This window comes from Streptomyces sp. NPDC002125 (assembly GCF_053593715.1).
Genome location: NZ_JBSFDD010000013.1, coordinates 106,333 through 129,803, shown reverse-complemented (window position 1 = coordinate 129,803; position 23,471 = coordinate 106,333). Strand labels below are relative to the sequence as shown.

The 23,471-nt window shown below is 69.8% G+C and carries 18 protein-coding genes; 13 read left to right on the top strand and 5 right to left on the bottom strand.

Features of this window, described 5'->3' with window-relative positions:
• Positions 1 to 417: 417 nt before the first annotated feature.
• Positions 418 to 2,376, bottom strand: a complete 1,959-nt coding sequence (gene acs / locus ACWCQM_RS22645) for an acetate--CoA ligase (RefSeq protein WP_450916964.1) — start codon at positions 2,374 to 2,376, stop codon at positions 418 to 420.
• Between the two features lie 245 nt (positions 2,377 to 2,621).
• Positions 2,622 to 5,129 carry a SulP family inorganic anion transporter gene (locus ACWCQM_RS22640; protein ID WP_450916963.1) on the bottom strand — a complete coding sequence of 836 codons (2,508 nt, stop codon included), beginning with the start codon at positions 5,127 to 5,129 and terminating at the stop codon, positions 2,622 to 2,624.
• A 299-nt stretch (positions 5,130 to 5,428) separates the two neighbouring features.
• Between ACWCQM_RS22640 and ACWCQM_RS22635 the strand changes: the two genes are divergently transcribed.
• Positions 5,429 to 6,760, top strand: coding sequence for a hypothetical protein (locus tag ACWCQM_RS22635; protein WP_450916962.1), 1,332 nt, complete (start codon positions 5,429 to 5,431; stop codon positions 6,758 to 6,760).
• 29 nt (positions 6,761 to 6,789) lie between these two features.
• Here ACWCQM_RS22635 and ACWCQM_RS22630 read toward each other — a convergent pair whose 3' ends face one another.
• Complete coding sequence (locus ACWCQM_RS22630) at positions 6,790 to 7,785, bottom strand: ATP-binding protein (protein ID WP_450916961.1); 996 nt, start codon at positions 7,783 to 7,785, stop codon at positions 6,790 to 6,792.
• 102 nt (positions 7,786 to 7,887) lie between these two features.
• Here ACWCQM_RS22630 and ACWCQM_RS22625 point away from each other — a divergent pair, with 102 nt between their 5' ends.
• A complete protein-coding gene (locus tag ACWCQM_RS22625; RefSeq protein WP_450916960.1) occupies positions 7,888 to 8,712 on the top strand; it encodes an oxidoreductase in 825 nt (274 codons plus the stop codon).
• A gap of 440 nt (positions 8,713 to 9,152) precedes the next feature.
• Here ACWCQM_RS22625 and ACWCQM_RS22620 read toward each other — a convergent pair whose 3' ends face one another.
• The gene (locus tag ACWCQM_RS22620; protein ID WP_450916959.1) at positions 9,153 to 9,992 is read right to left on the bottom strand and encodes an HAD family hydrolase; all 840 of its coding nucleotides are present in this window, start codon (positions 9,990 to 9,992) and stop codon (positions 9,153 to 9,155) included.
• Between the two features lie 500 nt (positions 9,993 to 10,492).
• Between ACWCQM_RS22620 and ssd the strand changes: the two genes are divergently transcribed.
• The 7 genes from ssd (at position 10,493) to ACWCQM_RS22585 (ending at position 15,786) form a co-directional block, all read left to right on the top strand.
• Positions 10,493 to 11,632: a septum site-determining protein Ssd gene (ssd, locus tag ACWCQM_RS22615; RefSeq protein WP_450916958.1), complete on the top strand. Its 1,140-nt coding sequence runs from the start codon at positions 10,493 to 10,495 to the stop codon at positions 11,630 to 11,632.
• On the top strand, positions 11,629 to 12,777 hold the full coding sequence (locus ACWCQM_RS22610; RefSeq protein ID WP_450916957.1) for a TadA family conjugal transfer-associated ATPase: 1,149 nt from the start codon (positions 11,629 to 11,631) through the stop codon (positions 12,775 to 12,777). The genes ssd and ACWCQM_RS22610 overlap by 4 nt, the downstream gene beginning before the upstream one ends.
• On the top strand, positions 12,774 to 13,646 hold the full coding sequence (locus ACWCQM_RS22605; RefSeq protein WP_450916956.1) for a type II secretion system F family protein: 873 nt from the start codon (positions 12,774 to 12,776) through the stop codon (positions 13,644 to 13,646). The genes ACWCQM_RS22610 and ACWCQM_RS22605 overlap by 4 nt, the downstream gene beginning before the upstream one ends.
• Positions 13,643 to 14,464 carry a type II secretion system F family protein gene (locus ACWCQM_RS22600; protein ID WP_450916955.1) on the top strand — a complete coding sequence of 274 codons (822 nt, stop codon included), beginning with the start codon at positions 13,643 to 13,645 and terminating at the stop codon, positions 14,462 to 14,464. The genes ACWCQM_RS22605 and ACWCQM_RS22600 overlap by 4 nt, the downstream gene beginning before the upstream one ends.
• A gap of 197 nt (positions 14,465 to 14,661) precedes the next feature.
• Positions 14,662 to 14,898: a DUF4244 domain-containing protein gene (locus tag ACWCQM_RS22595; protein WP_450916954.1), complete on the top strand. Its 237-nt coding sequence runs from the start codon at positions 14,662 to 14,664 to the stop codon at positions 14,896 to 14,898.
• 37 nt (positions 14,899 to 14,935) lie between these two features.
• Entirely contained in the window at positions 14,936 to 15,265 is a 330-nt protein-coding gene (locus tag ACWCQM_RS22590) for a TadE family type IV pilus minor pilin (RefSeq protein ID WP_450916953.1), read from the top strand.
• Positions 15,157 to 15,786: an Rv3654c family TadE-like protein gene (locus ACWCQM_RS22585; RefSeq protein ID WP_450916952.1), complete on the top strand. Its 630-nt coding sequence runs from the start codon at positions 15,157 to 15,159 to the stop codon at positions 15,784 to 15,786. Before ACWCQM_RS22590 ends, ACWCQM_RS22585 begins: the two co-directional genes overlap by 109 nt.
• On the opposite strand, the gene ACWCQM_RS22580 is transcribed toward ACWCQM_RS22585, so the two are convergent.
• The gene (locus ACWCQM_RS22580; RefSeq protein WP_450916951.1) at positions 15,683 to 18,217 is read right to left on the bottom strand and encodes a DEAD/DEAH box helicase; all 2,535 of its coding nucleotides are present in this window, start codon (positions 18,215 to 18,217) and stop codon (positions 15,683 to 15,685) included. The two genes, ACWCQM_RS22585 and ACWCQM_RS22580, sit on opposite strands and share 104 nt — an antisense overlap.
• A 79-nt stretch (positions 18,218 to 18,296) precedes the next feature.
• On the opposite strand from ACWCQM_RS22580, the gene ACWCQM_RS22575 reads away from it, so the two are divergent.
• The 4 genes from ACWCQM_RS22575 to ACWCQM_RS22560 all read left to right on the top strand — a co-directional run bounded on the left by ACWCQM_RS22575 (position 18,297) and on the right by ACWCQM_RS22560 (position 23,128).
• The gene (locus ACWCQM_RS22575; RefSeq protein WP_003967428.1) at positions 18,297 to 18,650 is read left to right on the top strand and encodes an STAS domain-containing protein; all 354 of its coding nucleotides are present in this window, start codon (positions 18,297 to 18,299) and stop codon (positions 18,648 to 18,650) included.
• Between the two features lie 206 nt (positions 18,651 to 18,856).
• On the top strand, positions 18,857 to 19,306 hold the full coding sequence (locus tag ACWCQM_RS22570; protein WP_450916950.1) for an ATP-binding protein: 450 nt from the start codon (positions 18,857 to 18,859) through the stop codon (positions 19,304 to 19,306).
• Between the two features lie 462 nt (positions 19,307 to 19,768).
• On the top strand, positions 19,769 to 22,210 hold the full coding sequence (locus ACWCQM_RS22565) for a sodium-translocating pyrophosphatase (RefSeq protein ID WP_450916949.1): 2,442 nt from the start codon (positions 19,769 to 19,771) through the stop codon (positions 22,208 to 22,210).
• Between the two features lie 297 nt (positions 22,211 to 22,507).
• Entirely contained in the window at positions 22,508 to 23,128 is a 621-nt protein-coding gene (locus ACWCQM_RS22560) for a small secreted protein (protein ID WP_267074972.1), read from the top strand.
• Positions 23,129 to 23,471 lie beyond the last annotated feature (343 nt).

The following is a 23,471-nucleotide window of genomic DNA, read 5'->3' as shown; positions in this document are numbered from 1 at the left end:
CTCCGTCGACGAACCACCACTCTACCCGGGTGTCGAAACGGTATCCGGGTCCAGTGCCGGCCGCCCGGTGGCGTGCGGTGCCGGGAGGCCATGCGGCGTACGGCGCCGGCTGCCGATGGCGCACGGTGCAGGGAGGCCGGGAGCCCGGAGGCCGCGCGGAGGCCGCGCGGAGACCCGGAGGCCGGGAGGCCGGGAGGCCGGGAGGCCGGGAGTCCCTGCGGAGTGCGGTGCTGGCCGCCCAGACGGCGTACAACCTGGTCAGGCCCTTGATGAAGCCGCAGAGCCACCCGGGGACGCCCGTAGGGGCACCCGGTGGTGCCGGGTGCCCCTACGGATCCGTGCCGTGACCGTGGCCCTTCCTGGTCCCGTGGACCTGGTTCCCCTGGATCTGGTCCGGTGGAACTGGTCCCGGGAGGGTCAGTCCTCGGAGGATGTGGTGGGGAGCTGCGTCTGGATGAGGGCCATGACCGAGGAGTCGGTGAGCGTGGTGACGTCACCCAGCTCGCGGTTCTCGGCGACATCGCGCAGCAGACGACGCATGATCTTGCCGGACCGGGTCTTCGGCAGCTCGGCCACCGGGAGGACCCGCTTGGGCTTCGCGATCGGCCCGAGCGTGCTGCCGACGTGATTGCGCAGCTCCGCTACGAGCTCCTCGGAGGCGGTGGCGGTGCCGCGCAGTATCACGAAGGCGACGATGGCCTGACCGGTCGTCTCGTCGTTCGCCCCGACCACGGCAGCCTCGGCCACCGCGGGGTGCGAGACGAGGGCCGACTCGACCTCGGTCGTCGAGATGTTGTGCCCGGACACGAGCATGACGTCGTCGACCCGGCCGAGCAGCCAGACATCGCCGTCCTCGTCCTTCTTGGCGCCGTCACCCGCGAAGTACTTGCCCTCGAAGCGCGACCAGTAGGTGTCGAGGAAGCGCTGGTCGTCGCCCCAGATGGTGCGGAGCATCGACGGCCACGGCTCGGTGAGGACGAGATAGCCGCCCCCGCCGTCCGGAACCTCTCGGGCCTCGTCGTCGACCACGGTGGCGGAGATGCCGGGCAGGGCACGCTGGGCCGAACCGGGCTTGGTCTCGGTGACTCCGGGGAGCGGCGAGATCATCATCGCGCCGGTCTCGGTCTGCCACCAGGTGTCCACGATCGGGCACTTGTCGGCGCCGATGTGCTTCCGGTACCACATCCACGCCTCGGGGTTGATCGGCTCGCCGACCGAACCGAGGACACGCAGCGACGAGAGGTCGAACTTGGCGGGGATGTCGTCTCCCCACTTCATGAACGTACGGATCGCCGTCGGAGCGGTGTACAGGATCGTGACCCCGTACTTCTGGACGATCTCCCAGAAGCGGCCCTGGTGGGGTGTGTCGGGTGTGCCCTCGTACATCACCTGGGTCGCGCCGTTGGCCAGCGGCCCGTACACGATGTACGAGTGCCCGGTCACCCAGCCGATGTCGGCGGTGCACCAGTACACGTCGGTCTCGGGCTTCAGGTCGAAGACCGCGTGGTGGGTGTAGGCCGCCTGGGTCAGGTAACCACCCGAGGTGTGCAGGATGCCCTTCGGCTTACCCGTGGTCCCCGAGGTGTAGAGGATGAAGAGCGGCTGCTCCGCCTCGAAGGCCTCGGGAGTGTGCTCGGTGGACTGCCTGCCGGTGATCTCGTGCCACCAGACGTCCCGGCCCTCGGTCCACGCGGTGTCCTGGCCGGTGCGCCGGACCACGAGGACGTGCTCGACCGTGTCGAGACGGGAGACGGCATCGTCCACCGCGGGCTTGAGCGCGGAGGGCTTGCCCCGGCGGTAGCCGCCGTCGGAGGTGATGACGACCTTGGCGTCGGCGTCCTGGATGCGGGTCGCGATGGCGTCCGCGGAGAAGCCGCCGAACACCACGGAGTGGGCGGCGCCGATGCGGGCGCACGCCAGCATGGCCACGGCGGCCTCCGGGATCATCGGCAGATAGACGGCCACACGGTCGCCCTTGCCGACACCGAGTTCTGCGAGGGCGTTGGCCGCCCGGGAGACCTCGTCCTTGAGCTCGGCATAGGTGATCGCGCGGCTGTCGCCGGGCTCGCCCTCGAAGTGGATGGCGACCCGGTCGCCGTTGCCCGCCTCGACGTGCCGGTCGACGCAGTTGTAAGCGACGTTGAGCTTGCCGTCCGCGAACCACTTGGCGAAGGGCGGGTTGCTCCAGTCCAGCGTCTCGGTCGGCTCCGTGGCCCAGCTCAGGCGGCGGGCCTGCTCGGCCCAGAAGCCCAGCCGGTCCGCCTCGGCCTGCTCGTACGCCTCCACCGTCACGTTGGCGTTCGCGGCCAGATCGGCAGGCGGTGCGAACCGCCGCTCCTCCTTGAGCAGGTTGGAGAGGGAGGAAGGCTCGCTCATGCTGCGGTCTCCTCCTTGAGCGGATTGGCCAGGCTTGCGTTGCTCACGACATCTCCCATTCCCAGGGTGTCCGTTGTGTCCCGGGGGACAGCTCATCAGGCCACGGGCCAGGTGACAAGTGTCTGCCGGAAATTGGTTTAGACCTGTGCCTCGTGCTACGGAGTCACATGTCCCGCTTCCGCAAGCAGCGCTGTGCGATGCGAAAGCGGGACCACAAGGTCTCACGGACCGGGTGTGCGAGCGGTTCAGGCGCCGACCACGGTGTCGGGCGTGGGGAGCAGGGTTTCGGCGCTGTCGGCGGCACTCCATACGGCCCCGGGGGCGACGCGTGCGAAGACCTCGTCAGGGCCGGTCCCGGAACTGGCGCCCTCGGTCAGCAGATAGGCCTGAGCCTCGCCCACGTGGAAGTACATGCCGTGCAGCTGCAGAGTGCCCGCCGCGAGCCGGCGAGCCACCGATTCGTGCGCACGCAAATGCTCCAACTGCTGCACCACATTGGTCAGACAGAGCTGTTCCACCGCGTCGGTGGGCAGCCGTCCCGCGATCCGCGCCCAGGAATGGTGCCGGGAACGCATGCGCTCCAAGCTCGGCAGCCCATGCCGCAGCCAGCGCCACAGCGGCGTTCTGGGGGTCTCCGGCGCCGCTCCCAGCAGGGCCTGCATGGCCCCGCATCCTGAGTGGCCGCAGACGGTGATGGACTCGACCTCAAGCACATCCACCGCGTATTCGATGGCGGCGGCCACCGAATCGTCGGTCCCCGCGTCGTCCCCCGTGCCCGGCGGCGGAACGAGATTGCCGACGTTCCTTACGGTGAAGAGGTCGCCCGGGCCACTGGCCGTGATCATGCTCGTGACCAGGCGGGAGTCCGCGCAGGTGAGGAACAGCTGGGAAGGCCGCTGCCCCTCGGTGGCCAGTCGGTTCAGCTCCTCACGGACCAGCGGAGCGGTGGTGCGCTGGAACGAGCTGAGGCCGCTGAGCAGCCGATGGGCCCCCGGCCGGTCACCGGTCGAAGCTGCCATGGTGAGAGGGACGGTCTTCGCAGGGACGGGCGCAGCGGGGTCGGCAGTGGTGGGAACGGCGTCCCGCACACGGTCGTGGCAGTGATGGTTGCGCCACGGCGTCCATGGGCGGCAGCAGGAATGCGCCGCGGACGCGGGCTCGGCGATCCTGCCCCCGGACCGTCCCGTGAATTCGATCCGCCCGCCCATCGCGGTCTGCGCGGCGTACCAGTCCTGGATCGTCTCGTAGGCCGCGTGGTCCATGAAGAAGCCGTCCAACTCGACCACGGCGTCCACTCCGTGTGGAAGCCTTCCGAGCATGCGGCTGAGCCGGGGGACGGCCAGGAAGGTCAGCTGTCCGCGAGCGGTCACCAGATACTGGCCGTCCCGCTCCGTCACGGTGATCCTCGTGCGTGCCAGCCGGTGCAGGGCGACGGCCACCGCCACGACGATGCCGATCGCCACGCCCTCGAGAACCCCGGCGAGAAGCACGCCGCTGATGGTCGCCCCGTACACCAGGAATTCGCGGTGTCTGTGGACCTTGCGGATGTGGGCGAAGTTGACCATCTGGATGCCGACGACCATCACCAGAGCGGCGAGTGCCGCCAGGGGGATCCATTCGAGGACGGTGACCAGCAGTACGGTCGCGAGCAGCACCCAGACACCGTGCAGCACCGTGGCGGCCCGGGTCTGGGCGCCGGCCCGCACATTGGCGGAACTGCGCACCGCGCCACCGGACACGGCCAGACCCCCGACCAGTCCCGACAGTGTGTTGGCGACACCTTGGGCGCGCAGCTCCCGGTCGAGGTCGGAGCGCTTGACGGGCGCCGACGGCGTGGACCCGTCCTTGGGTGGGGTGGCGGCACGATCGGCTGCCAGCTTGTCGACGGACACGGCGGCGAGCAGGGATTCGAGACTGGCCACCAGCATGACCGTGAAGACAGCCGCGGCCAGCGCCGCGACCGGGCCCTGCGGCAGCTCTGGCAGCGCGTGGGACCGCCACGACGGAAGGTCCACCCGGGCGATTCCGGGGGTGGCCACAGCGGCCACAGCCGTCGCGATGCCCACCGAGGCGAGCGCGGCTGGAATTCTCCTCAGCGCCTTTCCGGCGCGCCCGGGCAGGCGTGGCCACATCATGAGGAGGGCGATCGTCAGCGCCCCGATGAGGGGCGCGGCCGGGCTGAAGTGCTGCAGGCGGCCGGGCAACGACAGGGCGTTGTCCAGAGCCGTGCTCTGCGGCGACCCGCCGAGCACGATGTGCATCTGGGCGAGCGCGATGGCGACGCCGATGCCCGCGAGTGTGCCGTGCACGATGGCGGGGCTGACGGCGAGAGCGCTGCGGGCGGCTCTCATCGAGCCCAGAAGAATCTGCAGGAGTCCCGCGCCGACGGTGATGGCGCAGGTGGTGCGCCAGCCGTAGATCTGGATCAACTCGGCGGTGACCACGGTCAGTCCGGCGGATGGGCCGCTGACCTGGAGGGGAGTGCCGCCGAGCAGGCCGGCGACGATGCCGCCGATCGCTGCCGAGACGAGGCCGGCTGCGAGCGGGGCGTCCATGGCGACGGCGAGGCCGAGCGACATGGGGACGGCGATGAGGAAGACGGTGATCGATGCGGACAGGTCGGCGCCCGAGACGCGGAAGCGTCCTCGGCGGGGCGAGGGTGGCGGACTGTGCGGCCGCTTGAACCCCGAGGCGCGGGATGGGCGTGAACTGCGGGATGAGCGGTCATTGCGGGTAGGGACGCAGGCAGACATGTTCCCGTCTCCTCCGGGGCAGCGCGGTCGCGGTATGTGAGTGACGGCGGCCGTGGATCACGGCGTGCAGCGGTGGGGTAATACGGCGGGATTTCTCAACTCTCCGTAAATGAATCGTAATGGAGAGTAAAGAAGTGTGTCCATGCTTTCGAGCAAATAGCCCAATGAGTCACTCATTCAAGTGAATAAGCATCTTTTCATCCGGCTTGTCGTACTGATTCCAGCAGAGCCGCGTGTGACGTTGACCGCGCCTTGTCGGCACTTCAACACACGACTCCTGCGAGGAAGAGGGTGGACGGATGATGGCCGCCACGAAGCGGATCGCCCTGGGCACTGTGGTCACGGCGGCGCTGGTCGCGGGCCTGGCCGGATGCTCGGGCCCGGGGTCCGCAGCTCCCGGGTCCGGAAGCGCAAAGAAGTCGGCACCCAGCGCGGAGGGAAACTCTCCGGCGGCGGCGCCGAAGGGTGCGGTGAAGCTGATCGGTGACGGCTCCACCGCGTTTACGGGAGCCCAGCCGAAACTTCCCGCGGCCAAGCGCCTGAAGCCCGGTCAGAAGCCTCCGCAGTTCGTGGTCTTCTCCTGGGACGGTGCGGGGGAGGACAGCCAGAAGCTGTTCTCGCATTTCCGCGCCGTCGCGAAGAAGTACGACGCCAGGATGACCTATTTCCTGAGTGGCGTGTACCTCCTGCCGGAGGAGAAGAAGGCCCTCTACAACCCGCCCCAGCACTCGGCGGGCCGCTCCGACATCGGGTTCAACGACACCGAGGGGATCCGCGACACCCTGAGGGAGCTGCGTGCCGCGTGGCTGGACGGCAATGAGATCGGCACGCACTTCAACGGGCACTTCTGCGGGCCTGACGGAGGCGTCGGCACCTGGTCGGTCGAGGAGTGGAAGAGCGAGATCAGCCAGGCGAAGGCCTTCGTGAAGGGCTGGAAGACCAACGCCCCGGCCCTGAAGGCCGAAGCGCCGCTGCCCTTCGACTACGACAAGGAACTGATCGGCGCCCGCACCCCGTGCCTGGAGGGCCAGAAGAACATGGTCGCGGCCGCGCGGACCATGGGCTTCCGCTACGACTCCAGTGGCGTCGGCAACCAGGTCTGGCCCGCGAAGAAGGACGGGCTCTGGGACCTCCCCCTCCAGCTCGTCCCCGTGCCGGGCCGAGCGTTCGAGACGCTCTCCATGGACTACAACTTCATGTTCAACCAGTCCGGCACGAAGACGCAGGGTGACCCCGGCCAGCACGTGTACTGGGGCAACCAGATGCGGGACGGCCTGCTCCAGGCCTTCGGCCGCGCCTACAACGGGAACCGGGCGCCACTGATCATCGGCAACCACTTCGAATCCTGGAACGGCGGCACATACATGCGCGCTGTCGAGGAGACGATCAAGACCGTGTGCACCCAGCAGGACGTGCAGTGCGTCACCTTCCGGCAGCTTGCCGACTGGCTGGACGCTCAGGACCCGGAGACGCTCGCGAAGCTCGGGACGCTGAAGGTGGGCGAGAAGCCCAAGCCGGGCTGGCCGGCGTTCCTCGCGGGGACGGTTCCGGGGAAGCCCGCCACCAGCCCCGTGCCTGCCAGGCCGGCTGACCAGCCGGCAGGCCAGGCAGCCGGCAGCGGCGCGGAATAGGCAACGCCCATGGCGCCGCTCCGCCGGGTTCATGCCGGCTGGGCGGCGCCCGTCGCAGGAGCGTGCTCATGCAGGACGAAGGCGGGGTCGACCTGGGCGGCCAGGTCGGCGCCCGTCTTCTCGTTGCCCCAGCTTTCGGCGTTCTTCAGGTGGAAGTGCACCATCTGGCGTGTGTAGCGCTCCCAGTCCCTCAGCTCGTACGAGTCCTCGGCGGCGTCCTGCAGGGACTGCAGCGCCATCCGGTTGTCCGCCTCCAGCAGGTCGAACGGCGCGGGCCGGCCCTTTTCCATCGTCCCTACCCAGTCGGACTGGCCGATCCCGACCAGCAGGTCGTCGCCGACCTCGGCGCGCAGGAAGTCGAGGTCGTCCTGGCCCTGCACCTTGTTGCCCACGACCTTCAGTGCGACGCCGAAGTCCCGCGCGTACTCCTTGTACTGGCGGTAGACGGAGACTCCCTTCCGGGTCGGCTCGGCCACCAGGAAGGTCATGTCGAAGCGGGTGAACATCCCCGAGGCGAACGAGTCCGAGCCCGCCGTCATGTCCACCACCACGTACTCGTCCGGACCGTCGACCAGGTGGTTCAGGCAGAGCTCCACCGCCCCGACCTTGGAGTGGTAGCAGGCCACACCCAGATCGGACTCGGTGAACGGGCCGGTCGCCATCAGCCGGATGTCGCCGTGGTCGAGCCGGACCGTGCGTGCGCAGGCGTCGTAGACCGGGTTGTCCTCGCGGACGCGCAGCAGCCGCGACCCCTCCCCGGGGGGCGTGGTTTTGATCATCGTTGCCGCGGATGCGATGCGGGGGTTGCTTCCGCGGAGGTAGTCCTTGATGAGGGGCAGCTGGGCGCCCATCGCGGGCAGCGCGGCTGACTGCTCCTCGTCGAGGCCGAGTGCGGCCCCGAGGTGCTGGTTGATGTCGGCGTCCACCGCGACGACATGGGCTTCATTGGCGGCGAGGTGGCGGATGAAGAGCGAGGACAGCGTCGTCTTGCCGCTGCCGCCCTTCCCTACGAAAGCGATCTTCATGTTCACCTAGGGTAGCCGGTTCATCGCACAACGTTGTCGCTATCCGTGAAGAAGGCCACTCCTGGGCGGCATTGGCACGGGGGGCGCGTAGCCTCCCTACTTATGAGTACGACTTCCTCGGACCCGCTTGCCGCTCTGGGTGCCCTGCCGGGGGTCACCGACGCGGTGGACTCCGTACGCAAGGCCGTGGACCGGGTCTACGGCCATCGGGTCATGCGGCGCCGCAGCAATGAGGTCACCGCGGAAGCGGCCCTGCGTGGAGCCCGGGGGTCGGCGGCGCTCTCCGGCGCCGACTGGAATCTCGAAGAGGTGCGCCGGCGTACGGACTTCAGTGGTGATGACGAGGCCCGCACCATCGGTGCGGCCCTGCGGCTCACAGCTGAAGCGGGGCAACTGCTGTCCATCTGGCGGCAGTCACCACTTCGCGTCCTGGCCCGTCTGCACCTGGTCGCCGCAGGCGGGGCGACACCGGACGATGCCGTGGGCCGGCCTCGGCTCGCCGGTGAGCCGGTCGAGGAGCCGTTGATCGAAACACCCCTTCCGGACGCCCGCGAGGTGTCCGGAAGGCTCGAAGGGCTGTCGGAGCTGATCATCGCGGGCAGCTCGGCGCCCGCGCTGGTGATGGCGTCCGTCGTGCACGGTGAACTGCTGGCGCTGCGGCCCTTCGGTTCGCACAACGGCCTGGTTGCCCGGACCGCCGAGCGGATCGTGCTGATCGGCAGCGGCCTGGACCCCAAGTCGATCTGCCCGGCGGAGGTCGGGCACGCGGAGCAGGGGCGTGCGGCGTACGTGGCGGCTTTCGAGGGGTATCTCTCGGGGAGCCCGGAGGGTATGGCGTCCTGGATCGCGCATTGCGGGCGCTCGGTGGAGCTCGGTGTCAGGGAGTCCACTGCGGTGTGTGAGGCGTTGCAGCGCGGAGCGGCGTAGAGCGCGGGGCGGTCCGGCGGCGGCCTGTGGCGCCGCCCGGCACGGGCTCCGGAAAGGGTTGCGGCGGTACCGTTTCCGGTACCGCCGCTGGCACGTCTGCCCAGTTACCAAGCGTCCTCGATATGTGCCCATCAGGCCGGGGTCGTTGCCCGTCACCTGGTGCGGCTGGCCCGTAATCGACGGGTCGACGTCGCGTGGGTACTCGGCGTTCGTGCTCGGTCCGTGGGGCCATCTGTGCGTGAAAAGGTGATCCTCTCGGATGTCCTTGGTCTCGCGGGCCATTGAATCCTTTGTACTCCACGTCCGGGGAGAGCGGAAGCCTTGGCCCCACTTCTTTACTTTTAGCTTCAAATATGAATGATCCGGACATCTTCGGGCAGGGTCGTATGACGGCTGTGCCGTCGTCCGGTCAGGAGGGACGCGGCGGCTGCCGCACCCTCTCAGGCAGTGCGCGCGGCGGAGCGGCGACGGTTGGCGTACCAGACGAGTCCGGCCGTCACGGCCGCGGCGCCCAGCGCCGCGGTAGCCATGAGGGCCGGCCGGGGTGGCATGGAGAACGTGGGCAGGCGCTGCTTGAGCCGCACCGGCCGGTCGAAGACGAGAATCGGCCATTCGCGGAGGGTGGCCTCGCGTCGTAGCGCCCGGTCCGGGTTGACGGCGTGCGGGTGGCCGACCGACTCGAGCATCGGCACGTCGGTGGCCGAGTCGCTGTATGCGTAGCAGCGGGAGAGGTCGTAGCCCTCCGATTCGGCGAGGGCCTTGATCGCTTCGGCCTTGGTCGGCCCGTAGGCGTAGTACTCGACCTCGCCGGTGAAGCACCCGTCGTCTCCGACGACCATCCTGGTCGCGACGACCCGGTCGGCGCCGAGGAGCTCCCCGATCGGTTCGACGACCTCGGCGCCGGAGGTCGACACGATGACCACGTCGCGCCCGGCCGTGTGATGCTCCTCGATGAGAGTGGCCGCTTCGTCGTAGATGATGGGGTCGATCAGGTCGTGCAGGGTTTCGGCGACGAGCTCCTTGACCTGCTGGACGTTCCAGCCCTTGCAGAGTGCCGAGAGGTATTCGCGCATCCGCTCCATCTGGTCGTGATCGGCGCCCCCGGCGAGGAACACGAACTGTGCGTACGCGGTGCGCAGTACGGCGCGGCGGTTGATCAGCCCGCCTTGGTAGAAGGACTTGCTGAAGGTCAGCGTCGATGACTTCGCAATGACCGTCTTGTCCAGGTCAAAGAAGGCTGCTGTGCGCGGCGAGAAGCAGTTTTCCACAAAGGTGAGCATAAGGGCCCGCCATTCGGCGTAAAGTCCGGTAGGTGGGTTTGCCTGAGAAGGTGCTCGGGTACACCATGGAAGTCACGGATCGTTCGCGACCGTGCTAACCCGGTCCGACTCCTCCCCCCCGAGTCGGCCGTGGGGACGACCCCCGCTCTCCCCCCCCGGCGGGGGTCGTCGCATGTCCGGACGCATTTTTCGGTGTTCGTCCACGGCTCCTGCGCCTCCTTGCGCCTCTTCGGCCCTTCGCTCTCGCGGGCTTCCACGATCATCGCTCGTCACGGTGCGTAGCGGAAGGGCTGCGCTCCGAAAGTCCCCTGTACGAGCTACCGAGATATTCACAACGTTGTGGTTATCCACAGTTTTTGAGCAAGATCCACATGTTTTTCCGAGCCGTTGCATGTTGATTCCACCCGTGAAGTCCACGGGTTCCGGAATCGCGCATCTCGGAACGGTCCGAGGCCGCCGCGAAACCGCACTGAAGGGGCAGTGAGAAGGGGGCGGAGATCGTGGCTGGATCTTTCGCGGACGTAGGTCTGCCGAGCGCCGAACGGCTGGGCGGCGGACCGATGATTGTGACCGAGGACGCGGATTTGCTGGACGATCTGCTCAGGCTCTGCGCGGCGGCCGGGGTGGTGCCCGAGGTGCGTCACGGACCGCCTGAGGAGCGAGGCTGCTGGGAGCGGGCCCCACTGATTCTGGTGGGCGACGACGCGGCTTCGCGGTGCCGCGGGGTGCCGAGAAGGCGCGGGGTCATGCTGGTCGGGCGGGATCAGGACGACCCGGACGTATGGCGGAGCGCCGTGGAGATCGGGGCCGAATACGTGCTGCGGCTGCCTGATTCCGAAGGCTGGCTCGTCGACCAGATCGCCAATGCGGCGGAGGGCGTGGGTCGGTCGGCGCTGACCGTGGGAGTGCTGGGAGGGCGCGGTGGTTCCGGCGCATCGACGCTGGCCTGTGCCCTGGCGGTGACGGCGGCCAGGTCGGGCAGGCGGACCATGCTGATCGACGGGGATCCTCTGGGCGGCGGCATCGATGTCCTGCTGGGAGGAGAGGAATCAGAAGGTCTTCGATGGCCGGATTTCGCCCGTTCCAAAGGGCGGGTGGGCGGCGGGGCGCTGGAAGAGTCCCTGCCCGCGCTCCATGGTCTGCGCGTGCTCAGCTGGGGCAGGGGCGAGGCGACGACCGTTCCTCCGCAGGCCATGCAATCGGTGCTGGCTGCCGCGCGTCGGCTCGGCGGAGTGGTCGTCGTGGATCTGCCGCGCCGGGTCGACGAAGGTGTGGCGGAGGCGCTGGCGCAGCTGGACGTAGGGCTGCTGGTCGTGCCCGGTGAGCTGAGGGCGGTGGCGGCTGCCCAGCGGGTGGCGGCTGCGGCCGGGGCGGTCCTGGAGGACCTGAGGGTCGTCGCCCGTGGTCCCTATACGGCGGGCCTGGACGAGGAGTGGGTGGCGCATGCCCTGGGCCTCCCCCTTGTCGGGGACCTGCCCACGGAGCCGGGGCTGTCGGCGGCCCAGGACAGCGGGCTGCCCCCGGGCGCCAACTCCCGCGGAGTGCTGGCCCGGTTCTGCAAGGAGTTCTGGGACAGGGCGGATGCGCCGGGCCACATCGAGGGCGTCCCTGCCCTGCACACCGGTGGGGGGACGTCATGACCGACGCGCTTCTCGACGCGGTGCGGCAGCGGCTGGCCCGGAGCGGGGCGGCGCCGACCCCGGCCGGAGTCGCTGCCGCGCTCCGGGAGCAGGGACGTCTCCTGGGGGACGCCGAAGTCCTCGGTGTTGCCGAGGAATTGCGCGGCGAGCTGGTCGGCACGGGAGTGCTGGAAAGGCTGTTGGCCGATCCGGCGGTGACCGATGTCCTGGTGTCCGCTCCGGACCGTGTGTGGGTGGACCGGGGCGGAGGCCTGGAGCTGACCCGAGTCACGTTCCCGGACGCGGCGGCCGTCCGGAGGCTGGCGCAGAGGCTCGCCGCGGTAGCGGGGCGCCGGCTGGACGACGCAAGGCCATGGGTGGACGCGCGGCTCCCCGATGGAACGCGCATGCACGCGGTCCTGCCGCCGGTGTCCGTCGGCTCGACGTGTCTCTCGCTGCGGGTGGTGCGGCCGAGGGCGTTCACACTGGCGGAGCTCGTGGAGGCCGGGACGCTTCCGCCCGGCGGTGACCGGGTGCTCGGGGCGCTGGTGCGGGCCCGGGTCTCGTATCTGATCAGCGGAGGGACCGGAGCGGGAAAGACGACCCTCCTGTCGAGTCTGCTGGGTGCGGTCGGCGAGCGCGAGCGCATCGTGCTGGCCGAGGATTCGGCTGAATTGCGCCCCGATCACCCACATGTGGTGCGCCTGGAGTCGCGCCCCGCCAACCAGGAAGGGGCGGGCAGAGTGACGCTCCGGGACCTGGTGCGCCAGGCGTTGCGCATGCGTCCGGACCGGCTGGTGGTGGGCGAGGTCCGAGGCGCCGAGGTGACTGATCTCCTGGCAGCGTTGAACACCGGACATGAGGGCGGTTGCGGGACGGTCCATGCCAACGCCGCAGAGCATGTCCCGGCACGGCTCGAGGCACTGGGAACGGCCGCGGGGCTCGACAGGGCGGCCCTCCACAGCCAGTTGGCCGCCGCGCTCTCCGTGGTGGTCCATCTCGTACGGGACCGGGGCGGGCAGAGGCGCCTCTCCGAGGTGCATGTGCTCGAGCGGGACCCGGCGGGCCTGGTGGTCACCGTGCCCGCGCTGCGATGGGACGCGGAAGGGTTCGTGCCGGAGCGGGGCTGGGAGCGGCTCGGGGCACTGATCGGGCTGCACTCATGACGGCGGCGGTCTCCGGCGCGCTGACGCAGGCGCCGGTGTGGGTGATGGCGGGCTGCGCCGGAGTGGCCGGCTGTATCGCTGCCGCGCGGGACCCGGGGGCGCGGCGGGCACGGGTGCTGATGGCGCGGGGCCGGATGGAGCTGCCGTTCGGCGCGGCGGGATGGGCGAGGATCCGCAGGGTTCTCGATGGGCATCGGGAATGGCTGTGCGCCCCTGTGGCGGTCCTTCTCGCGCTACTGGGTGAATCGGTGCTGCCGCTGCTCGCGGGGGCCGTGGCGATTCCGCTGGTGCGTCGCTGGGTGCGGCGCAGGGCACGGCGGAGGGAGCGTGAGCAGGCCGCCGATGCGGTCACGGCTCTCTGCGGGGCGGTGGTGGGCGAGCTCCGGGCCGGGCGTGAGCCGGGGCAGGCGTTGCTCGTCGCGGGGCGGAGCGCCGGCGCATTGGGCCTTGCCGAGTCCGCAGTGCTGGCAGCCGCGAGGTTCGGTGGAGATGTGCCGGGGGCTCTGCGTCAGGCGGCGGCAGGTCCGGGCCTCGAAGGGCTCGCGGGGATGGCCGCGTGCTGGCGGGTGGCCGTCGACGGCGGGGCCGGCCTCGCGGCGGGCCTGGATCGCCTGGAGGGCACTCTGCGGGCTGAGCGGCGCCGAAGGGAAGAACTCCGCGCCCAGTTGGCCGGTGCTTGGTCGACGGTCGTCGTGCTGGCTTTGCTGCCGGTGGTGGGACTGGGGCTGGGAGCAGCGCTCGGAGCGGATCCGCTGGGGGTGCTGCTGCACAGTCCAGGAGGTCTGGTCTGCCTGATGACGGGCGGCCTGCTGGAGGCCGCCGGGCTGTTCTGGGCGTCGCGGATCGTGAGCGCGGGGGAGACGGCATGAGCACAGGGCCCGAGGCGGGAGAACGGCTGAGCGCGGTCGGAGTGGTGGGGGCGGTGCTCGGGACCGCTGTGTATCTCGCCCTCGTGATGACCGCGCGGCGGCACGAGCGGACGATACGGCGGCGGGGGGTGTTGCTGACGGGTGCCCGCTCGGACCGGCCTGGGCCAGGGTGGCCGGGCCTGCGGGCATCGGGCCTGGGAGGTGCCGGTCGTGCCCGGCGATGGGCGGCACCCCTCGGCGCCTGGGCGGTCTGCTGGATCCTCGTCGGTGGATTGACCGGCTGCGGTGTGGGTCTTGCTGCGGCGTACGGGGTGTGGAGATGGCAGCGCACCGGGAAGGCGCCAGGGGCTGCCTTGCGGGAGGCCGAGGCCGCCCTGGTTGCCCGGCAGTTGCCGCTTGCCGCTGATCTGCTGGCCGCCTGCATCTCGGCGGGCGCCGGGCCTCGGGACGCGGCGGAGGCGGTCGGAGAGTCGATGGGAGGCCCGGTCGGCGACGTGCTGGCTCGGACGGCAGCAGAGATCCGGCTCGGAGGCGAACCTGCCGAAGCGTGGGGACGGTTCGGTGAGATACCGGGCGCCGCGGCACTGGCGCGCTGCCTGGAGAGGGCCGGAACCACGGGAGCCCCGGCGGCAGAGCCGGTGTCCCGACTGGCCGACGAGATACGCGCCGAGCGGGCGAGTGCGGCGGTGGCGCGTGCCCAGCGTGCCGGTGTGCTGATCACCGCACCGGTCGGGCTCTGCTTTCTGCCCGCGTTCCTGGCGGTCGGGGTGGCGCCGGTGGTGATCGGGCTGGCCGGCGGTCTGCTGCACCACAGATGAACGGCCTTCTTACCGGAGCTCGGTGGTGGGCGGTCTGGAGCTCGACAGCCGCATCCGATCCGTGCCTCTGAGCCGAGGAGTTCCGAACCGGCGTTCCGAACCGGCGTTCCGAACCGGCGTTCCGAACCGGCGTTCCGAACCGGCGTTACTGACCAAGTTCCTGATCAATTTCTGTACGACACAACACGGGGGTCGCGATGAGTAAGCAAGTCATGCGCCGGATGGCAGATGCGGTACACCTCGCCTGGGAGAGCAGGTTCGGCACACACGTCCGGTGCGGTGGCCTCGACCGGGGGATGACGACGTCCGAGTACGCCGTGGGCACGATCGCCGCCTGTGCGTTCGCGGCGGTGCTCTACAAGGTGGTGACGAGCGGTGCCGTGCTGTCGGCGTTGCAGTCGCTGATCAAGAATGCGCTCGATGCGAAGTTCTGAGGCATCCCCGGGGGGCCGGACCGGCGACCGGGGAGCCGTGGCCGCTGAGGCTGCCATGGCCCTTCCCGTGCTGGTGGCGTTTGTCCTGGCACTCGTCTGGGCTCTGGTTGCCGCGTCTGACCAGATCCGCTGTGTGGACGCGGCGAGGGCCGGGGCGCGGGCCGCGGCCCGCTCGGAGCCGGAGGCCGAGGTCCTGTCCGCGGCGAGGGAGGCGGCACCGAGCAGGGCGCAGGTCTCGGTGGAGCGTGCGGGGAAGATGTGGCGGGTTCGGGTCGAGGCGCCGACGCCCGGGCCCGGGCCGCTGGCTCTGACCCTCGAAGCCGAGGCGGTCGCGCTGGCCGAGGACACGGTGGGGGTGGACCCGTGAGAGTGAGGAGGCTCGGATCGGGGAGCGGGGACCAGGGCCTGGCGACGGTCTGGGTGGCGGTCACCACAGCGACACTCTGCGCGGTGTTCGCGATGGTGCTCGCTCTCGGCCAGGCCGTGGCCGCCCGCCACAAGGCCGGTGCTGCGGCGGACCTGGCAGCGCTCGCGGCAGCCGACCGGGCGCTCCTGGGCGCGGAGACCGCCTGCGGGGCGGCGACCGAGGTCGCCGTGGCCCAGGGCGCGGAAGTCGTGCGGTGCGCGGTCCAAGGGGAGATCGCCGATGTGACCGCTCGCGCGCGCTTCGGTCCCTACGCACCGGAGGTCAGGTCGCGAGCGGGGCCTCCGGAGGCCGAGGGACCGGCGCCGGCGCGTTCGGCGACGCCGATATCAACGGGAGCACCGGCTGAGACGGCTGGACTCAGCCTTCGTCCGAATCCGGTTGCCCGCTCTCCTGGGGACCACGCTCCGTGGGGTCGCCGGACCCCGGGGCGCCCTCCTCGGGGTCCGGTGGTGCGGTCCTGAGGAGTTCGGTCAGGAGGCGTACGGCGCCTCGTTTGTGCAGAGGATCGTTGCCGTTGCCGCACTTGGGGGACTGGATGCAGGAGGGGCAGCCCGCGTCGCACTCGCAGGACGTGATGGCCTGCCGTGTTGCTGTCAGCCACGTACGGGCCGTGTGGAACGCGCGTTCGGCGAATCCGGCACCGCCGGGGTGGCCGTCGTAGACGAAGACCGTCGGAAGGAGCGTGTCGGGGTGCAGCGGGACGGAGACGCCACCGATGTCCCAGCGGTCGCAGGTGGCGAAGAGCGGCAGCAGCCCGATGGAGGCGTGCTCCGCCGCGTGCAGGGCTCCACCGAGGATCTCGGGACCGATCCTGGCGGCGTCGAGCTGGTCCTCGGTGACCGTCCACCACACGGCGCGGGTGCGCAGGGTGCGGGGCGGCAGATCGAGTTTGGTCTCGCCAAGGACCTCTCCGGTGATGAGCCTGCGACGAAGGAAGGAGACGACCTGGTTGGTGACCTCCACGGAACCGAAGCAGAGCCGGCCGTCGTCCCATGGGATCTCGGTGTCGGTCTCGAGGACGGTGATCGCGGTCGTGTCGCGGGCATTGGTCGAATACGGAGGCACGGCTTCCTCGACCAGGGCCACCGAATCCTCCAGATCCAGCTTCCTGACCAGATAGGTCCGGCCCTGATGGAGGTGCACGGCACCCTCGTGAACGGCGGTGTGCGCGGCTGACTCGTCGACGGTCCCCAGCAGCCGGCCGGTGCCTTCCTCGACGATCTGCACAGGGCGGCCGCCTCCGCCACGGATGTCCGTGAGATCCGCGGCGCGTTCGCGGCGGGTCCAGTGCCAGCCGGTCGTACGGCGGCGCAGCAGTTTCGCGGCCTCCAGCTGCGGCAGCAGCTCCGGCACCGCTGGGCCGAAGAGCGCGATGTCGGCTTCGGTGAGCGGGAGTTCCGCGGCGGCGGCGCACAGGTGCGGCGCGAGCACGTAAGGGTTGTCGGGATCCAGGACCGTGGATTCCACGGGCTGCTGGAACAGCGCCTCGGGATGGTGGACGAGAAAGGTGTCGAGCGGGTCGTCCCGGGCCACCAGGACGGCCAGGGCGCCCTGCCCCGCGCGCCCGGCGCGGCCGGCCTGCTGCCAGAGGGAGGCACGGGTGCCCGGATAGCCGGAGATGACCACGGCGTCCAGGCCCGAGACGTCGATGCCGAGTTCCAGGGCGGTCGTAGCGGCGAGGCCGAGCAGGTCGCCGGAGTGCAGGGCGCGCTCCAGGGCCCGGCGCTCCTCCGGCAGATAGCCACCGCGGTAGGCGGCGACCCGCGCGGGCAGTGAGCGGTCCACCTCGGCGAGCCGCTCCTTGGCGATGACGGAGATGAGCTCGGCGCCGCGCCGGGAGCGTACGAAGGCGACCGAGCGGATGCCTTGGAGGGTCAGGTCGGTGAGGAGGTCGGCGGTCTCGGCCGTGGCGGTACGGCGTACGGGGGCCCCCTTCTCGCCGTGCAGCTCGGTCAGCGGCGGCTCCCAGAGGGCGAAGACCATCTCGCCCCGGGGTGAGGCGTCGTCGGCGACCTCCCGGACGGGCAGGCCCGTGAGGCGGCCCGCGGCCGCCGAGGGCTGGGCCGAGGTGGCGGAGGCCAGGAGGAAGACCGGGTCGGAGCCGTACCGCGCGCAGAGGCGGCGCAGACGGCGCAGCACCTGGGCGACATGAGAGCCGAAGACACCCCGGTAGGTGTGGCACTCGTCGATCACCACGAAGCGGAGGGAGCGCAGGAAGGACGCCCAGCGGGGGTGGGACGGGAGTATGCCCCGGTGCAGCATGTCGGGGTTCGTCAGGACGTAGTTGGCGTACTGGCGCACCCATTCGCGTTCTTCGACCGGCGTGTCACCGTCGTAGACCGCGGGGCGGACCGCGGAGCCCAGGGGTGCCGCCAGGGCCTTCACTGCGCGGCGCTGGTCGGCCGCCAGCGCCTTGGTGGGGGCGAGGTAGAGCGCGGTCGTGCCACGGCCGTTCGGGGCCTGTGAGCCGTCCAGGAGGGTGCTCAGCACCGGCGCGAGGTAGGCGAGCGACTTGCCGGACGCCGTTCCGGTGGCGATCACGACCGACTCGCCGTCCAGCGCGTGCTCGGCGGCCGTGGCCTGGTGCGTCCACGGATGGTCGATTCCGGCCCGGGAGATTGCCGAGATCACTTCCGGCCGGATGCGGTCCGGCCAGATGGCATGGGTTCCCGCACGCGGGGGCAAGTGCTCCGTATGAGTGATGCGCGCTGCCCGGCCCGCCGAAGCGGCGAGCCGGTCGAGAACCACCGTGGGAGAGGGGCGCGAGCCCGGGTTCTCAGGTGGTCGGCTGGGGCGGTGATTCTTGGCCATCGGCACCGAGTGTGTCACTGGCATGACGGACAATGGTCCCAAGGCGTCGTGCATGGCTGCTGGTAAGTGATTGAATGCCATCGCGGCTGGCGATCCGTCCCCTGGCCTCCGTCGGGGAGACCGAGGGGCGACCGCTCGATAGCAAGGTGCTGGAGGATCCGTGGACCTGTCCCTGTCGACTCGCAATGTGTCCGGCCCTGGTGGCGACCGTACGGTCGTCGAGGTCGGTGGCGAGATTGATGTGTATACCGCGCCCAAGCTGCGCGAGCAGTTGGTCGAGTTGGTGAATGACGGCAGCTACCACCTGGTTGTCGACATGGAAGGCGTCGACTTCCTCGACTCCACCGGCCTCGGCGTGCTCGTGGGCGGCTTGAAGCGTGTCCGGGCCCATGAGGGCTCGCTGCGCCTGGTGTGCAACCAGGAGCGCATTCTCAAGATCTTCCGGATCACAGGTCTGACCAAGGTGTTTCCCATTCACACCACGGTCGACGAGGCTGTCGCCGCCACCGACTGACGGTGGGCGCAGGCCGGCCTCTCCAGGGTCGGCAGGCAGACGGTGACAGACCGGCAGGCGGCAGCAGACGGCCGTCATGAGCAGGTGGTCGGCCCGTGGGGTCGGCTGCCGGCTTCGTCGGTTCCCGGAGAAGGATGAGAGCAGGGGTGCCGGGCGCCACGCCCGGGGCCCCTGAGATGCACGTCCGTACGTTTGAGGGGGATGGCATGCCAACCGTTGAACTCCGCTTCAGCGCTCAGCCCGAACACGTCAGGACGGCCCGCCTCGTGGCAGCCGCCGTGGCGCGCCGGGCAGGCGTCGATGAGGCGGTGCTCGACGAGGTCAGACTCGCCGTCGGCGAGGCGTGCAGCCGTGCCGTGGGCCTGCATCGTAGCCATGGCATCACCGCCCCGGTCGCGGTCGTTCTGATCGAGGAGGAGAAAGCGTTCTCCATCGAGGTCGGCGACGGGCTTCCCGCTCCGGGAAGCGACGCCTCGCAGCCGGGCGCGCCCGGTGGCAGAGGGCTTGACGAGCCGGAGACCGAGGCCGACAGCGAGGACGAGATGGGCCTCGCGGTCATCAGCGGCCTGGTCGACGATGTCGAGGTCCTGTCCGGCACCGACGGCGGCGTGATCCGTATGACCTGGCCTACGGCCTCGGCCGTGGTGCTTCCCTGAGCCGAGCGGCTCCGCCCGGCTCACCCCGGCCCGTGCGTCTCCCGGTTCTGCGTGCCCCGCCCCGTTCCGTACGTTGCTGCCCCCTGCCCAGCCCCGTCCCGCGGGCTTCCCGCCACGGCACGGCGCATCGTGTTCCGGACGGCGCCTCGTGTTCCGGACGGCGCCTCGTGTTCCGGACGGTGGAAGGTACATGGCCGTGGAGCCGATCACGATGTCGTGAACGCGATCACGGTCTCCGGCCCTGCTGAGCAGGGCCTTTTTTCTTTTCCCTTGATCAATGATCTCCTGCAATTCTGTGCACGCCATGCGCCTGCCCCATTACTGCATTCGGGTTCAATCGCATCCGAGATCATTTGCCATTGGGTGGACGAAAGTCGATTTCATTGACCACCCACTGTTTTGATCAGGTTCTGCTCCCTACAATCCGTCCACGTCTTGAGCGCTCAGCGTCAAGGAGGACGTATGGCGGAGTTCCTCAACACCCCACTGACAGAACTGACGCACGTTCCCGTACCTTCCGGCCGGTCCACCGCAATCGCGGCCGCAGCACTCACCGATGGCAACCGGCTGATCGTCGTCTTCATCGCGGTCGTCGCCCTTGCCGCGCTGGTCGTCGCCCAGCTGCTCGTACGCCAGGTGCTGGCGGCCGGTGAAGGCACCGATCGTATGAAAGAGATCGCGGCTGCCGTCCAGGAAGGCGCGAATGCCTATCTGGCCCGGCAACTGCGTACCGTCGGCATCTTCGCCGTCGTCGTGTTCTTCCTGCTTCTGCTGCTTCCGGCCGACAACTGGTCGCAGCGCGTCGGGCGCTCGCTGTTCTTCCTGGTCGGTGCGCTTTTCTCGGCGGCCACCGGATACATCGGTATGCGGCTCGCCGTCCGCAGTAATGTGCGCGTCGCCGCTGCCGCGCGTGAGGCGACCCCCGCCGAGGGGGAACCGGAAAAGGATCTCACCGCCGTTTCGCACAAAGCGATGAAGATCGCTTTCCGTACCGGGGGCGTGGTCGGAATGATCACCGTGGGCCTCGGCCTGCTCGGCGCCTCCTGCGTGGTGCTCGTCTACGCCGCCGACGCGCCCAAGGTGCTGGAGGGATTCGGCCTCGGCGCCGCCCTGATCGCGATGTTCATGAGGGTCGGTGGCGGCATCTTCACCAAGGCCGCCGACGTGGGTGCCGACCTCGTGGGCAAGGTGGAGCAGGGCATCCCCGAGGACGACCCGCGCAACGCCGCCACGATCGCCGACAACGTGGGCGACAACGTCGGTGACTGCGCGGGCATGGCCGCCGACCTCTTCGAGTCGTACGCCGTGACGCTCGTGGCCGCGCTCATCCTGGGCAAGGCCGCCTTCGGGGACGCGGGACTGGCCTTTCCGCTGATCGTCCCGGCGATCGGGGTCGTCACCGCGATGATCGGGATCTTCGCGGTCGCTCCCCGGCGTGCGGACCGCAGCGGGATGAGCGCCATCAACCGAGGCTTCTTCGTCTCCGCGGTGATCTCACTGGTCCTGGTGGCCGTGGCCGTCTTCGTCTATCTGCCCGCCTCGTACGCGGAGCTGGACGGGGTCACCGACGGCGCCATCACCTCGCACGGCGGCGACCCCCGGGTCTTCGCCCTGGTCGCGGTCGCCATCGGGATCGTGCTGGCCGCCCTGATCCAGCAGCTCACCGGCTACTTCACCGAGACCAGCCGCCGCCCCGTCCGGGACATCGGGAAGTCCTCGCTGACCGGTCCCGCGACCGTCGTCCTCGCCGGCATCTCCATAGGGCTGGAGTCCGCCGTCTACACCGCCCTCCTGATCGGGCTCGGCGTCTACGGTGCGTTCCTGCTCGGCGGTACGTCGATCATGCTGGCGCTCTTCGCGGTGGCCCTGGCCGGTACCGGTCTGCTCACCACGGTGGGTGTCATCGTCGCGATGGACACCTTCGGCCCGGTCTCCGACAACGCCCAGGGCATCGCCGAGATGTCCGGGGACGTCACAGGTGCGGGCGCGCAGGTCCTCACGGACCTGGACGCCGTCGGGAACACCACCAAGGCCATCACCAAGGGCATCGCGATCGCCACGGCGGTCCTGGCGGCGGCCGCCCTCTTCGGCTCGTACCGGGACGCCATCGCCACGGCCGTCGACGACGTGGGCGCCCGGGCGGGGGAGCTCGGGCTGAGCCTGGACATCTCGCAGCCGAACAACCTGGTCGGCCTGATCCTCGGCGCCGCGGTCGTCTTCCTCTTCTCCGGGCTGGCCATCAACGCGGTCTCCCGTTCGGCCGGGGCCGTGGTCTACGAGGTACGGCGGCAGTTCCGGGAACACCCCGGGATCATGGACCACACGGAGAAGCCGGAGTACGGGCGCGTGGTCGACATCTGCACCAAGGACGCCCTGCGCGAGCTCGCCACGCCCGGTCTGCTCGCGGTTCTGGCGCCGATCGCGGTCGGGTTCACCCTCGGGGTCGGTGCCCTGGGCTCCTATCTCGCCGGAGCGATCGCCACCGGCACCCTGATGGCCGTCTTCCTGGCGAACTCGGGCGGTGCGTGGGACAACGCCAAGAAGCTCGTCGAGGACGGGCACCACGGGGGCAAGGGCAGCGAGGCCCACGCCGCGACGGTGATCGGCGACACGGTCGGCGACCCGTTCAAGGACACGGCCGGGCCGGCCATCAACCCGCTCCTCAAGGTGATGAACCTCGTGGCTCTGCTCATCGCACCGGCGGTGGTGCAGTTCAGCTACGGCGACGATGCCAGCGCGGTCGTACGGGCTGTGGTGGCCGTGATCGCCATCGCCGTCGTCATCGCCGCCGTCCATGTGTCCAAGCGGCGGGGGATCGCGGTGGGCGACGACGACGGTCCGGGCGGTGGCGGTGGTGACGGAGGCAACCCCGTCAAGTCGACCGGCCCAGCGGCTGTTTCGTGACGCGTACGGCCCGTGACCTGCGGTCGCGTGGGTGATACCTGCTCAGCGAAGCGGCGGACGGCACGTTCTGACGTGCTGTCCGCCGCTGCCCGTGTCCGCCCCTGCCCGTCTCCGACGAGTCTCGGTCGGCAGACCGTGGCTCGTACGGATGTCCGAGGGAGTGGGTGAGTTGTATCTCCCTCATTCTCCTTGGTGCAAATGGCTTCAAAAGAATACATATCGGATGCCCGGCGCCTGAATGTCGCCCACTTGGCGTGTAAGTTCCGGGGCCGAGAGCCTTGGAAGGGACCCCATCCGGTGAACAAGAAGCTTGCAGCCGCACTGTCCGGCGGTGCGGTACTCGTACTGACGCTGTCGGGCTGCAGCGACGACAGCGACAACAAGGTGAACGACTGGGCGAAGAAGGTCTGCGACCAGGTTCAGCCGCAGCTGCAGAAGATCGCGAACGCCAACGCGTCGATCCAGCAGCAGACGGCCGACAACAGCAAGCCCGCCGACGTCCAGGCCACCGACTCGGCCGCCTTCCAGCAGATCTCGCAGGCGTACAAGGCACTGGGCACGGCCGTGAATTCGGCGGGGCCGCCGCCCGTGGACGGTGGCGAGACCACACAGAAGGAGGCGGTGAAGGAGCTGAACGCCTCCTCCGCGGCCTATGCCGAGTTGAAGACGAAGGTCGACGACCTCGACACGAAGGACCAGGCGGCGTTCGCCGACGGCCTCAAGGGGATCGCCGACGAGCTGAACAAGATCAGCACCAACGGCGACCAGGCCCTGAAGAAGCTTCAGTCCGGCGAGGTCGGTTCGGCGATGGCCAAGCAGAAGGGCTGCCAGAAGCCGACGGCCTCGGCCTCGCCCGCAGCCGCACCGGCCGGCTCCGCCGAGAAGTCCGCCTCGCCCTCGGCGAGCGAGAAGTCCTGACGGCCATCAGCAAGTCCTGACGGCCTCAGCAAGTCCTGATGGGCATCGGCAAGTCCTGACGGCCATCACCAGGGCCCTGACGTTCATCGCCAGGCCCCGATGGCCTTGGGACGTCCTGACGGTCGTCAGGGCGACCTGACGTTCATCGGGGCGTCCATGACTGTGGTCGGGAGGCCCTGAGGCCGGCGGCCGGTCCTTGACGGTCCACGGATGCCCGCAAGGCCGGGGAGGCGGCCCGCACGCCGTGACGGCGAGCGGGAAGCCGCCGCGACAGGCGGTCCGGCCCAGCCGGAAGCCGTGCCGCGGGCACGTCCGTGGCAGCCCGGTCGCCCCTCGTGGGCGC